This window comes from Streptomyces sp. NPDC060184 (genome assembly GCF_042728795.1).
Lineage (GTDB): Bacteria > Actinomycetota > Actinomycetes > Streptomycetales > Streptomycetaceae > Streptomyces.
This window is the reverse complement of sequence record NZ_JBHWYX010000019.1, coordinates 45,476-58,260: the sequence shown is the minus strand read 5'-3', so window position 1 is coordinate 58,260 and position 12,785 is coordinate 45,476. Positions and strand designations below refer to the sequence as shown.

12 protein-coding genes are annotated in these 12,785 nt (G+C 69.9%); 8 read left to right on the top strand and 4 right to left on the bottom strand.

Going from position 1 to position 12,785, the window contains the following annotated elements; genetic code table 11:
• Window positions 1–21: 21 nt before the first annotated feature.
• Window positions 22–2,109 carry a transketolase gene (gene tkt, locus ACFWEE_RS15185; protein ID WP_386889296.1) on the bottom strand — a complete coding sequence of 696 codons (2,088 nt, stop codon included), beginning with the start codon at window positions 2,107–2,109 and terminating at the stop codon, window positions 22–24.
• Window positions 2,110–2,512: 403 nt separating this feature from the next.
• Between tkt and ACFWEE_RS15180 the strand changes: the two genes are divergently transcribed.
• Both ACFWEE_RS15180 and ACFWEE_RS15175 read left to right on the top strand, forming a co-directional pair.
• Window positions 2,513–3,466 (top strand): heme o synthase, encoded by a 954-nt coding sequence (locus tag ACFWEE_RS15180; RefSeq protein WP_386889295.1) that lies wholly within the window; start codon window positions 2,513–2,515, stop codon window positions 3,464–3,466.
• A 110-nt stretch (window positions 3,467–3,576) separates the two neighbouring features.
• On the top strand, window positions 3,577–3,933 hold the full coding sequence (locus tag ACFWEE_RS15175; RefSeq protein ID WP_386889293.1) for a hypothetical protein: 357 nt from the start codon (window positions 3,577–3,579) through the stop codon (window positions 3,931–3,933).
• A gap of 98 nt (window positions 3,934–4,031) precedes the next feature.
• Here the strand turns inward: ACFWEE_RS15175 and ACFWEE_RS15170 are convergent, their stop codons facing one another.
• The 3 genes from ACFWEE_RS15170 to ACFWEE_RS15160 all read right to left on the bottom strand — a co-directional run bounded on the left by ACFWEE_RS15170 (window position 4,032) and on the right by ACFWEE_RS15160 (window position 6,818).
• Window positions 4,032–5,039, bottom strand: a complete 1,008-nt coding sequence (locus tag ACFWEE_RS15170) for a heme A synthase (RefSeq protein ID WP_386889291.1) — start codon at window positions 5,037–5,039, stop codon at window positions 4,032–4,034.
• An 88-nt stretch (window positions 5,040–5,127) separates the two neighbouring features.
• The gene (locus ACFWEE_RS15165) at window positions 5,128–5,895 is read right to left on the bottom strand and encodes an ABC transporter permease (RefSeq protein WP_386889289.1); all 768 of its coding nucleotides are present in this window, start codon (window positions 5,893–5,895) and stop codon (window positions 5,128–5,130) included.
• On the bottom strand, window positions 5,892–6,818 hold the full coding sequence (locus tag ACFWEE_RS15160; RefSeq protein ID WP_386889287.1) for an ABC transporter ATP-binding protein: 927 nt from the start codon (window positions 6,816–6,818) through the stop codon (window positions 5,892–5,894). Before ACFWEE_RS15160 ends, ACFWEE_RS15165 begins: the two co-directional genes overlap by 4 nt.
• Window positions 6,819–6,989: 171 nt before the next feature.
• Between ACFWEE_RS15160 and ACFWEE_RS15155 the strand changes: the two genes are divergently transcribed.
• The 6 genes from ACFWEE_RS15155 to ACFWEE_RS15130 all read left to right on the top strand — a co-directional run bounded on the left by ACFWEE_RS15155 (window position 6,990) and on the right by ACFWEE_RS15130 (window position 12,783).
• Entirely contained in the window at window positions 6,990–7,757 is a 768-nt protein-coding gene (locus ACFWEE_RS15155; protein WP_386889285.1) for a helix-turn-helix transcriptional regulator, read from the top strand.
• A complete protein-coding gene (sufB, locus tag ACFWEE_RS15150; protein WP_266703132.1) occupies window positions 7,754–9,175 on the top strand; it encodes a Fe-S cluster assembly protein SufB in 1,422 nt (473 codons plus the stop codon). The genes ACFWEE_RS15155 and sufB overlap by 4 nt, the downstream gene beginning before the upstream one ends.
• Before the next feature lie 72 nt (window positions 9,176–9,247).
• Window positions 9,248–10,429, top strand: coding sequence for a Fe-S cluster assembly protein SufD (sufD, locus tag ACFWEE_RS15145; protein ID WP_386889283.1), 1,182 nt, complete (start codon window positions 9,248–9,250; stop codon window positions 10,427–10,429).
• Window positions 10,429–10,746 (top strand): bifunctional 3-phenylpropionate/cinnamic acid dioxygenase ferredoxin subunit, encoded by a 318-nt coding sequence (locus ACFWEE_RS15140; protein WP_327175110.1) that lies wholly within the window; start codon window positions 10,429–10,431, stop codon window positions 10,744–10,746. Before sufD ends, ACFWEE_RS15140 begins: the two co-directional genes overlap by 1 nt.
• 7 nt (window positions 10,747–10,753) lie before the next feature.
• The gene (gene sufC, locus ACFWEE_RS15135; RefSeq protein ID WP_386889281.1) at window positions 10,754–11,518 is read left to right on the top strand and encodes a Fe-S cluster assembly ATPase SufC; all 765 of its coding nucleotides are present in this window, start codon (window positions 10,754–10,756) and stop codon (window positions 11,516–11,518) included.
• A complete protein-coding gene (locus ACFWEE_RS15130) occupies window positions 11,515–12,783 on the top strand; it encodes a cysteine desulfurase (RefSeq protein ID WP_386889279.1) in 1,269 nt (422 codons plus the stop codon). Before sufC ends, ACFWEE_RS15130 begins: the two co-directional genes overlap by 4 nt.
• Window positions 12,784–12,785 lie beyond the last annotated feature (2 nt).

The following is a 12,785-nucleotide window of genomic DNA, read 5'->3' as shown; positions in this document are numbered from 1 at the left end:
CTACTAGATCGTATGTCTGCGTCAGCGCGCGACGGCGTCGAGAGATTCCCGGGCGGCGGCGACCACGTGCTCGGGGGTGAACCCGAACTCGCGGAACAGAACCTTCGCGTCGGCCGAGGCACCGAAGTGCTCCAGCGACACGATGCGGCCCGCGTCGCCCACGTACCGGTACCAGGTCAGGCCGATGCCCGCCTCGACGGCGACCCGGGCCTTCACGGCCTTCGGCAGGACGCTCTCGCGGTACTCCGGGGTCTGCTCCTCGAACCACTCGACGCACGGCATCGAGACGACCCGGGTCGGCACACCGGCCGCCTGGAGCTGCTCGCGCGCCTCGACGGCGAGGTGGACCTCGGAACCGGTGCCGATGAGGACGACCTGCGGCTCGCCGCCGTCGGCCTCGAACAGCACGTACCCGCCCTTGGCGGCGTCGTCGTTCGCCTCGTACGTCGGCACGCCCTGGCGGGTCAGCGCGAGACCGTGCGGGGCACCCTTGCCGAAGACCTTGGTCCAGCGGCGCTGGATCTCGCGCCAGGCGATGGCGGTCTCGTTGGCGTCGGCCGGGCGCACGACGTTCAGGCCCGGGATGGCGCGCAGCGACGCGACGTGCTCGACCGGCTGGTGCGTCGGGCCGTCCTCGCCCAGACCGATGGAGTCGTGGGTCCAGACGTACGTCACCGGCAGGTGCATCAGCGCGGACAGGCGGACGGCGTTGCGCATGTAGTCGGAGAACACCAGGAAGGTGCCGCCGTAGATGCGGGTGTTGCCGTGCAGCGCGATGCCGTTCATCTCCGCGGCCATGGAGTGCTCGCGGATACCGAAGTGGATCGTGCGGCCGTACGGGTTCGCCTCGGGCAGCGGGTTGCCGACCGGGAGGAACGACGACGACTTGTCGATCGTGGTGTTGTTCGAGCCGGCGAGGTCGGCGGAACCGCCCCACAGCTCGGGGATGACCTCACCGAGGGCCTGGAGCACCTTGCCGGACGCGGCGCGGGTGGCGACGGAGGTGCCGGCCTCGAAGACGGGAAGCTTCTCCTCCCAGCCCTCGGGCAGCTCGCCCGCGTCGATCCGGTCGAACTCGGCGGCGCGCTCCGGGTTGGCCGTGCGCCAGGCGGCGAAGGACTTCTCCCACTCGGCCTTGGTGTCGCGACCGCGGTCCAGCGCCTCACGGGTGTGCGAGAGGACCTCGTCGGAGACCTCGAAGGTCTTCTCCGGGTCGAAGCCCAGGACCCGCTTGGTCGCCGCGATCTCGTCGTCGCCGAGCGCCGAGCCGTGCGCGGCCTCGGTGTTCTGGGCGTTCGGGGCGGGCCAGGCGATGATCGAGCGGGCCGCGATGAACGACGGACGCTCGGTCTCGGCCTTGGCGGCCTGCAGCGCCTCGTACAGACCCGCCGGGTCCAGGTCGCCGTTGGGAAGCTGCTCCACGCGCTGGACGTGCCAGCCGTACGCCTCGTACCGCTTCAGGGTGTCCTCGGAGACCGCGGTCTCCGTGTCGCCCTCGATCGAGATGTGGTTGTCGTCCCAGAGCAGGATCAGGTTGCCGAGCTTCTGGTGCCCGGCCATCGAGGACGCCTCGGCGGAGATGCCCTCCTGGAGGCAGCCGTCGCCGGCGATGACCCACACGTTGTGGTCGAACGGCGAGGTGCCGGGCGCCGCGTCGGGGTCGAACAGGCCGCGCTCGTAGCGGGCGGCCATGGCCATGCCCACGGCGTTGGCGACACCCTGGCCCAGCGGGCCCGTGGTGGTCTCGACGCCCGTGGTGTGGCCGTACTCCGGGTGGCCCGGGGTCTTCGAACCCCAGGTGCGGAAGGACTTCAGGTCGTCCAGCTCAAGGCCGTATCCGGCCAGGTACAGCTGGATGTACAGAGTCAGGCTGGAGTGGCCCGCGGACAGCACGAAACGGTCGCGGCCCGTCCAGTCGGCGTCGGCGGGGTCGTGCCGCATCACCTTCTGGAAGAGGGTGTACGCGGCCGGAGCCAGGCTCATCGCCGTGCCCGGGTGGCCGTTTCCGACCTTCTGTACGGCGTCGGCTGCGAGAACGCGGACAGTGTCCACGGCCCGCTGGTCCAATTCGGTCCACTGAAGGTCTGTGGTGGTCGGCTTGGTGCTCACCCTGAGTCAGGGCTCCTCTCCACTGTTCGGAAAACCGGGGGCTGGTGACCGCACCGGACGCTGTTGAGCCTACCCCTGTGACAACAAGGGATTTCCGGTTGGATTCCAGGGTGCGCGGCATTGGCGGAGTTCGCCTTCCGTATGAGCGGGGCGGCTCACCATTGGGCTTCTCCAATGAGCGTGACCAGGTACTTCTGTGCTTCTCGGCCGAGCGGCCCGCCTCTCGTCCGAGCTCGGCGGGACGGGCGGCCCGGACGGGTTTCGCAGCCGCTCGTACGTGCCACCCCAACACGAGTCCACCCCCGCGAAGGGCGGCCTGTCCCCAACGTCTACAGTGGTCTGGTTCGCGCAAGTCTTTACCGGGCCCTCACGCCCGGTGCTTGCTGGGATTTCTCTGTCAGGGGTGTGCGTGACGGCCGTCGAGTCCCGACCCGCAGGGGTCGCCTTGACTCCGAGCCCAGTGGGCCATCGCCCGTTCGGGGCCCGCATCAAGGCATTCGTGGCGCTGACGAAGCCGCGGATCATCGAGCTGTTGCTCATCACCACCGTTCCGGTGATGTTCCTGGCCGCTCAGGGTGTGCCCGACCTGTGGCTCGTTCTCGCTACCACCGTCGGCGGATACATCTCCGCGGGCGGTGCCAATGCGCTCAACATGTACATCGACCGCGACATCGACGCGTTGATGGACCGTACGTCCCAGCGCCCGCTGGTCACCGGAATGGTGAGCCCGCGCGAGTGCCTGGCCTTCGGGATCACCCTCGGGGTCGTCTCGACCGTCTGGTTCGGGCTGCTGGTCAACTGGCTCTCCGCGGCGCTCAGCCTCGGCGCGCTCCTCTTCTACGTCGTCGTCTACACGATGCTGCTGAAGCGGCGCACCGCCCAGAACATCGTCTGGGGCGGGATCGCCGGCTGCATGCCGGTCCTCATCGGCTGGTCCTCGGTGACCGACTCGGTCTCCTGGGCCGCGGTCATCCTCTTCGCGGTCATCTTCTTCTGGACGCCCCCGCACTACTGGCCGCTGTCCATGAAGGTGAAGGACGACTACGCCCGCGTCGGCGTCCCGATGCTCCCGGTCATCGCCTCGAACCGGGTCGTCGCCCGCCAGATCGTCGTCTACAGCTGGGTGATGGTCGCGGTCTCGCTGCTGCTGACCCCGCTCGGCTACACGGGCTGGTTCTACACCGCGGTGGCGCTGCTCTCCGGCGGCTTCTGGCTCTGGGAGGCGCACGGCCTGCAGAACCGGGCCAAGGCCGGGATCGCCGGTGCGAAGCTGAAGGAGATGCGGCTGTTCCACTGGTCCATCACCTACGTCTCGCTCCTCTTCGTCGCCGTCGCGGTGGACCCCTTCCTCCGCTGACGCTCCCGACGTCCTCTTCTCGCCGACGGGCGGGTGACGTGGCCCAGGCCACGTCACCCGCCCGTCGCCCGTTCGCCTACCCGTCGGTAGCATCCTGTTCCATGGCAGACATGGCGCAGACGGATGAGACCCAGCGGGTGGACAGCAAGCGGGCGGCCCGCGACGGACGCAGGGCGGCCCGGCTCGCCAAGGAGATCGGTGCCTTCGCAAAGGCGCACGGCGGCGCCGAGGGGCAGCTGGCGTACATCGGCCAGGCGGGCACCCGGATCGTCCTGGTGGGCGAGGACGGTGGCTGGGGCGACCTGGTGGCCCCCTCGCACGCGGTGGCCGAGAGCGCCGCGGAGAAGTCCGGCCTCACCCTCCACGAGAGCTTCGACGGGGAGTTCGCCGCGAAGGTGCGCACCGGGCGGTACGAATGGACCCGGATGGCGGGCATCCAGGTGGGTGGCCCGGCCAACCGCGACTGACCCGGCCCCGCACCGCACCACCGACCGACCCGGCCCCGTACGCGACGAAGCCCCCCGGCACCCTGAGGGTGCCGGGGGGCTTCGTACGTGCGCGGGGCTCAGACGGTCGTCAGGGCCTCGCCGGGCCGGGGGAGCGGGGCGCCGGCGACGGCCACCGGGCGCTCGCGCTGGGAGAGCAGGACCCGCAGGACCCAGATCCACACCAGGCACGCGCCGACCATGTGCAGGCCCACCAGGATCTCCGGGGTGTCCAGGAAGTACTGGACGTACCCGATGACGCCCTGCCCCATCAGCACCAGGAACAGCTCGGCGGCGCGGCGGCGCGGTCCGGGGGGTGCGTCCACGGCCTTCAGCACGAACCAGAGCGCCAGCGTCAGCGCCACCACGACCCAGGCCAGGTCCGCGTGGAGCTGGCTGATCAGCTTCCAGTCGAGCGGGATGCGGTGCACGTCGCTGGAGTCGCCCGCGTGCCGGCCCGCGCCGGTCACCACGGTGCCGACGGCGACCAGCAGCCCCGCGGCCACCACGAGGATCCAGGTCAGCTGCGAGACCGCCTTGCCGACCAGCGGCTTCGGCGCGCTGTCGCCCTCGCCCACCCGGTGGTGCAGCACCACGGCGACGGTGATCAGGGCGGCGGAGAGCAGGAAGTGCGCGGCCACGCTGTACGGGTTGAGGCCGACCAGCACCACGAACCCGCCGAGCACGGCGTTGCCCATGACCACCCAGAACTGGGCCCAGCCGAGCCGGGTGAGGCTCCGGCGCCGGGGCTTGAGCGCCCGCGCCGCGACGATCGCCCAGCCGACGGCCGCGCAGAGCACGTACGTCAGCATCCGGTTGCCGAACTCGATGACGCCGTGGAAGCCCATCGCGCTGGTCGTCGTGAGGCTGTCCTCGGTGCACTTGGGCCACGTGGGGCAGCCGAGACCGGACCCGGTCAGCCGCACCGCGCCACCGGTGGCGACGATGATCACCGCCATCACGACGGCGGACAGGGCGGCACGGCGGACGGTCCGGGGATCCGGAGTCCACCGTTCGGCGATGTACTGGAGCGGGTTCCGCGCGGCTTGAGCGACTTCGGCTCGGGTCAGCTTGGGCACGCGCACCATGGTAGGCGGAAGCTTGTGCAAGCTTTCACGAGGGGGACGAGTCACCCCGAACCGTGACCGGAGTCACCACCGCCCCGCCGCGGCCCGCTCACTCCCAGCGGAAGAACCGCGCCGCCGCGCCGAGCCCCAGCACCGACCAGACGGCGAGGACGCCCAGGTCGCCCCAGGGGACGCCCGCACCGTGCTGGAGCACGTCCCGCAGGCCGTCCGAGAGCGCCGCGATCGGCAGCAGGCCGAGCACCGAGGCCACCGCGTCCGGGAACTTCTCCATCGGCACGATCACCCCGCCGCCGACCAGCAGCAGCAGGAAGACCAGGTTCGCCGCCGCGAGGGTCGCCTCGGCCTTCAGCGTGCCGGCCATCAGCAGGCCCAGGCCGGAGAAGGCGGCGGTGCCCAGCACCAGCAGGAGCAGCACGGCGAGGGGGTTGCCGTGCGGCGACCAGCCCAGCGCGAAGGCGATCACGGTCAGGAGGACCACCTGGAGCACTTCGGTCACCAGGACCGACAGCGTCTTGGAGGTCATCAGTGCCCACCGCGGCAGCGGGGAGGCGCCGAGCCGCTTCAGGACGCCGTAGCGGCGCTCGAAGCCGGTGGCGATGGCCTGGCCGGTGAACGCGGTGGACATCACGGCCAGCGCGAGGATGCCGGGTGCCAGGAAGTCGACGGGGTCGCCGGCGCCGGTGTCCACGATGTCGACCGAGCCGAAGAGCACCAGCAGCAGCGCCGGGATGATCACCGTCAGCAGCAGCTGCTCGCCGTTGCGCAGCAGCATCCGGGTCTCCAGCGCGGTCTGCGCGGCGATCATCCGGGACAGCGGGGCGGCGCCCGGGCGGGGGGCGTACGTACCGGCGCTCATGCGCGCAGCTCCTTGCCGGTGAGTTCCAGGAAGACGTCCTCCAGGGTGTGCCGCTCGACGGCGATGCCGTCCGGCATGACCCCGTGCTGGGCGCACCAGGAGGTGACGGTGGCCAGCAGCTGCGGGTCGATCGTCCCGGAGACGCGGTACGAGCCGGGGACGGGCTCGACGGCGCCTGAGCCGTCCGGCAGCGCCTTGATCAGCGAGCCGAGGTCCAGCCCGGGGGGCCCTTCGACGCGCAAGGTGTTCTCGGCGCCGCTCCGGCACAGCTCGTCGGGGCTGCCCTGGGCGACGACACGCCCGGCGTCGACGATGGCGACGTCGTCGGCCAGCTCCTCGGCCTCGTCCATGAAGTGGGTGGTGAGCACCGCCGACACGCCGTCGGCGCGCAGCTCGCGCACGAGGTCCCAGGTGGCGCGGCGGGCCTGCGGGTCGAGTCCGGCGGTGGGCTCGTCCAGGAAGACCAGTTCGGGGCGGCCGACGACGGCCATGGCGAGCGCGAGGCGCTGCTGCTGGCCGCCGGAGAGGCGCCGGTAGGTGGTCCGGCCGCAGCTGCCGAGACCGAGGCGTTCGACTAGGGCGTCGACGTCGAGCGGGTGCGCGTGCAGCTTCGCCATGTGGCGGAGCATCTCCTCGGCTCGGGCGCCGGAGTAGACGCCGCCGGACTGGAGCATCACCCCGATCCGGGGGCGGAGCCGGGCCGCGTCGGCGACCGGGTCGAGGCCCAGCACGCGGACGGTGCCCGCGTCGGGGCGGCGGTAGCCCTCGCAGGTCTCGATCGTGGTGGTCTTGCCGGCGCCGTTGGGGCCCAGGACCGCGGTCACCGTGCCCGCCGCGACGCTCAGATCGAGTCCGTCGACGGCTGTCTTGGCGCCGTACCGCTTCACCAGGCCTTCGACCCGTACGACAGGCTCGTTGCTCATGGCCGGTAAGTCTAAGTCCCGGGGGATTTCGCGACCCCCGCCGGGGCCTCGCGGGCCCTTGCGGGAGCGGGGAACCGTGGCCAGATTAGGTAACCCTAAGTGACGAACCACACCGTTGATCGTTCCGGACCGTGGTTGTCATGCCGCTCCGAATTACGCAACAATGGCGTTGTGAAATACGTTGGCGAGGCTCCGCAGGAGGAACTCGCGACCGGTGAGCGCCCGACGCGCAACCGGATCGCGCGCTCCATCCTCGACCACGGCCCGTCCACCGCCGCCGATCTCGCGCAGCGGCTCGGGCTCACCCAGGCCGCCGTCCGGCGCCACCTGGACGCCCTCGCCTGCGACGGGGTCGTCGAACCCCGCGAGCAGCGGGTGTACGGCACGCGGACCCGCGGCCGGCCCGCCAAGGTGTTCGCGCTGACGGACAGCGGCCGGGACGCCTTCGACCAGTCGTACGACAAGCTCGCGGCCGAGGCGCTGCGCTGGATCGCCGAGACCTCGGGCGACGAGGCGGTCGTCGCCTTCGCCCGCTCCCGGATGGCCGCGCAGGCGCAGAAGTACCGCGCGGCCGTCGAAGCCGCCGCCCCCGAAGACCGGACGGCAGCCCTGGCCAGGGCTTTGTCCGCGGACGGGTACGCTGCTACGGCGCGCAGCGCGCCGGGCCCCCAGCAGGCCGAGCAGCTCTGCCAGCACCACTGCCCGGTCGCGCACGTCGCCGAGCAGTTCCCGCAGCTGTGCGAGGCGGAGACGGAATTCTTCTCCGAGCTGCTCGGGACCCACGTACAGCGTCTGGCCACCCTCGCCCACGGCGACGGCGTGTGCACGACGTACGTACCCAAGGGCGGTCCGGGCGGCGGTACCACCGACGCCGGCGCGCCCCCACAGACCACCACCACCTCAGTATCAGCAAGCACTGCCGGGAGGAACCCCGCATGACGCTCCCTACGGAGACTGCCCACCCCGAACTCGAGGGCCTGGGTACGTACGAATTCGGCTGGGCCGACTCCGACGCGGCAGGCGCGGCGGCCAAGCGCGGCCTCTCGGAGGAGGTCGTCCGGGACATCTCGGCGAAGAAGAACGAGCCCGAGTGGATGCTCAAGCTCCGCCTCAAGGGCCTCAAGCTCTTCGGCAAGAAGCCCATGCCGAACTGGGGCTCGGACCTGTCGGGCATCGACTTCGACAACATCAAGTACTTCGTGCGGTCCACCGAGAAGCAGGCGGAGTCCTGGGAGGACCTGCCCGAGGACATCAAGAACACGTACGACAAGCTCGGCATCCCGGAGGCGGAGAAGCAGCGCCTCGTCGCCGGTGTCGCCGCGCAGTACGAGTCCGAGGTCGTCTACCACCAGATCCGTGAGGACCTGGAGGAGCAGGGCGTCATCTTCCTCGACACGGACACCGCGCTGAAGGAGCACCCGGAGCTCTTCAAGGAGTACTTCGGCACCGTCATCCCGGTCGGCGACAACAAGTTCGCGTCGCTGAACACGGCCGTGTGGTCCGGTGGCTCGTTCATCTACGTGCCCAAGGGCGTCCACGTCGACATCCCGCTCCAGGCCTACTTCCGTATCAACACGGAGAACATGGGCCAGTTCGAGCGGACGCTGATCATCGTCGACGAGGACGCGTACGTCCACTACGTCGAGGGCTGCACCGCGCCGATCTACTCCTCGGACTCGCTGCACAGCGCCGTGGTCGAGATCATCGTGAAGAAGGGCGGTCGCTGCCGCTACACGACCATCCAGAACTGGTCGAACAACGTCTACAACCTGGTCACCAAGCGCGCCGTGGCGTACGAGGGCGCGACCATGGAGTGGGTCGACGGCAACATCGGCTCCAAGGTCACCATGAAGTACCCGGCCGTCTACCTCATGGGCGAGCACGCCAAGGGCGAGACGCTCTCCATCGCCTTCGCGGGCGAGGGCCAGCACCAGGACGCCGGCGCCAAGATGGTCCACATGGCCCCGAACACCTCGTCCAACATCGTCTCCAAGTCGGTGGCGCGAGGCGGCGGCCGTACCTCCTACCGCGGTCTCATCGAGATCGGCGAGGGCGCGCCGGGCGCGAAGTCCAACGTGCTCTGCGACGCGCTGCTCGTCGACACGATCTCGCGCTCCGACACCTACCCGTACGTCGACGTCCGCGAGGACGACGTGTCGATGGGCCACGAGGCGACCGTCTCCAAGGTCTCCGAGGACCAGCTCTTCTACCTGATGAGCCGCGGACTCACCGAGTTCGAGGCCATGGCCATGATCGTGCGCGGGTTCGTCGAGCCGATCGCCAAGGAGCTCCCGATGGAGTACGCCCTGGAGCTGAACCGGCTGATCGAGCTGCAGATGGAGGGCTCGGTCGGCTAGTACGGCCCCGCCGTCACCGCCCCGACCGAACCCCCTACGTCTTGACTTAAGAAAGCGAGCACTACGACAGCCATGGCTGAGGCTCAGAATTCCCCGGTGGGCTCCACCACCGCCGGTTCCATCGCGGTGGCCGCCGAGTCGACCGTCGCCACGCGCATGAGCGCCCCGCCCTCCTTCGACGTGGCGGACTTCCCGGTCCCGCACGGCCGCGAGGAGGAGTGGCGCTTCACGCCGCTGGAGCGGCTGCGCGGGCTGCACGACGGCACCGCGGTGGCCGACGGCGGCGGCGTGAAGGTCGCCGTCGAGGCGCCCGAGGGCGTCACGGTGGAGACCGTGGGCCGCGACGACGCCCGGCTCGGCCGGGCCGGTGTCCCGGTGGACCGGGTCGCCGCCCAGGCGTACTCCGCGTTCACCCAGGCGTCGGTCGTCACGATCGCCAAGGAAGCGGTGCTCACCGAGCCCGTCCGCATCGCGGTGCACGGCGAGGGCGGTACCTCCTACGGCCACCTGCTCGTCGAGGTCGGCGCCTTCGCCGAGGCGGTCGTGGTCATCGACCACACCGGCGACGCGGTGCTCGCCGCCAACGTCGACTACGTCCTCGGCGACGGCGCGAAGCTCACCGTCGTCTCCGTCCAGGACTGGGACGACACGGCGGTCCACGTCGGCCAGCACAACGCGCTGATCGGCCGCGACGCCTCGTTCAAGTCCGTCGTCGTCACCTTCGGCGGCGACCTGGTCCGGCTGCACCCCCGGGTCGCGTACGCCGGCACCGGCGGCGAGGCCGAACTGTTCGGCCTCTACTTCACGGACAAGGGCCAGCACCAGGAGCACCGCCTCCTGGTCGACCACAACACCCCGCACTGCAAGTCCAACGCGGTGTACAAGGGCGCCCTCCAGGGCGACGGGGCCCACGCGGTCTGGATCGGGGACGTCCTCATCCAGGCCAAGGCCGAAGGCACCGACACCTACGAGATGAACCGCAACCTGGTTCTGACCGACGGTGCCCGCGTCGACTCGGTCCCGAACCTGGAGATCGAGACCGGCGAGATCGTCGGCGCCGGCCACGCCTCGGCCACCGGCCGCTTCGACGACGAGCAGCTGTTCTACCTCCAGTCCCGCGGCATCCCGGCCGAGGAGGCCCGCCGGCTCGTCGTGCGCGGCTTCTTCGCCGAGCTCGTCCAGCAGATCGGTCTGCCGGACGTCGAGGCCCGCCTGCTCGACAAGATCGAGGCAGAGCTGAAGGCGTCCGTCTGATGGCATTCGTCAAGGTGTGCGCGCTGAGCGAGCTGGAGGACGACACCCCGAAGCGGGTGGAGCTCGAAGGCACCGCCGTCTCGGTCGTCCGTACCGAGGGCGAGGTGTTCGCCATCAACGACATCTGCTCGCACGCCAATGTGTCGCTGTCGGAGGGCGAGGTGGAGGACTGCATGATCGAGTGCTGGCTGCACGGCTCGTCCTTCGACCTGCGCACCGGCAAGCCGTCCGGTCTTCCCGCGACGCGCCCCGTCCCCGTTTACCCCGTAAAGATCGAAGGGGACGATGTGCTCGTCTCCGTCACCCAGGAGTCCTGAGTCACCCATGGCAACGCTTGAAATCCGCGACCTGCACGTCACCGTCGAGGCCGACAACGCCACGAAGGAGATCCTCAAGGGCGTCGACCTGACCGTGAAGCAGGGCGAGACCCACGCCATCATGGGCCCCAACGGGTCCGGCAAGTCCACCCTGGCGTACTCGCTCGCCGGTCACCCCAAGTACACGATCACGAGCGGCACCGTCACCCTCGACGGCGAGGACGTCCTCGAGATGTCCGTCGACGAGCGCGCCCGCGCCGGCCTGTTCCTCGCCATGCAGTACCCGGTCGAGATCCCCGGTGTCTCGGTCTCCAACTTCCTGCGCACCTCCGCCACCGCCGTCCGCGGCGAGGCCCCCAAGCTGCGTACGTGGGTCAAGGAGGTCAAGGAGACGATGGCCGGGCTCCAGATGGACCCGGCGTTCGCCGAGCGCAACGTCAACGAGGGCTTCTCCGGCGGTGAGAAGAAGCGCCACGAGATCCTGCAGCTGGAGCTCCTCAAGCCGAAGGTCGCCATCCTCGACGAGACCGACTCCGGCCTCGACGTCGACGCCCTGCGCATCGTCTCCGAGGGCGTCAACCGGGTCCGCGACACCGGCGAGGTCGGCACCCTGCTGATCACCCACTACACGCGGATCCTCCGCTACATCAAGCCCGACTTCGTGCACGTCTTCGCCAACGGCCGCATCGCCGAGTCCGGCGGCGCGGAGCTGGCCGACAAGCTGGAGAACGAGGGCTACGAGGCGTACGTGAAGGGTGGCGCTTCCGCGTGACTGACGCCCGCAAGGGGCTGACCGGCCTCCTCGACACCGAGGCGATCCGCAAGGACTTCCCCCTCCTGGGCCGCACGGTCCACGACGGCAAGAAGATCGTGTACCTGGACAGCGCGGCGACCTCGCAGAAGCCGCGCCAGGTGCTCGACGCTCTCAGCGAGTACTACGAGCGGCACAACGCCAACGTCCACCGCGGTGTGTACACGATCGCCGAGGAGGCCACCGCGCTGTACGAAGGCGCCCGCGACAAGGTCGCCGCCTTCATCAACGCGCCGAGCCGCGACGAGGTCATCTTCACGAAGAACGCCTCGGAGTCGCTCAACCTCGTCGCGAACATGCTCGGCTGGGCGGACGAGCCCTACCGGGTCGACCGCGACACCGAGATCGTCACCACCGAGATGGAGCACCACTCCAACATCGTCCCGTGGCAGCTGCTCTCGCAGCGCACCGGCGCGAAGCTGAAGTGGTTCGGCATCACGGACGACGGCCGGCTCGACCTGTCCAACATCGACGAGATCATCACCGAGAAGACGAAGATCGTCTCCTTCACGCTGGTCTCGAACATCCTGGGCACGATCAACCCGGTCGAGCAGATCATCCGCCGCGCCCAGCAGGTCGGCGCACTGGTCTGCATCGACGCCTCGCAGGCCGCCCCGCACATGGTGCTGGACGTGCAGGCGCTGCAGGCCGACTTCGTGGCCTTCACCGGTCACAAGATGGTCGGCCCGACCGGCATCGGCGTCCTGTGGGGACGGCAGGAGCTCCTGGAGGACCTGCCGCCCTTCCTCGGCGGCGGCGAGATGATCGAGACCGTGTCGATGCACTCGTCGACGTACGCCCCGGCACCGCACAAGTTCGAGGCGGGTACGCCCCCGATCGCCCAGGCCGTCGGCCTCGGCGCGGCCGTGGACTACCTCACCGCCATCGGCATGGAGAACATCCACCGCCACGAGCAGGCGATCACCGAATACGCGGTGGCGCGGCTCCTGGAGGTGCCGGACCTGCGGATCATCGGCCCGACCACGGCCGAGAACCGCGGCGCCACGATCTCCTTCACGCTCGGCGACATCCACCCGCACGACGTGGGCCAGGTGCTCGACGAACAGGGCATCGCGGTCCGGGTGGGCCACCACTGCGCGCGGCCGGTCTGCCTGCGGTACGGAATTCCCGCGACCACGCGGGCGTCGTTCTATCTGTACTCCACGCCCGCCGAGGTCGACGCCCTGGTGGACGGTCTGGAGCACGTACGGAACTTTTTCGGTTGATG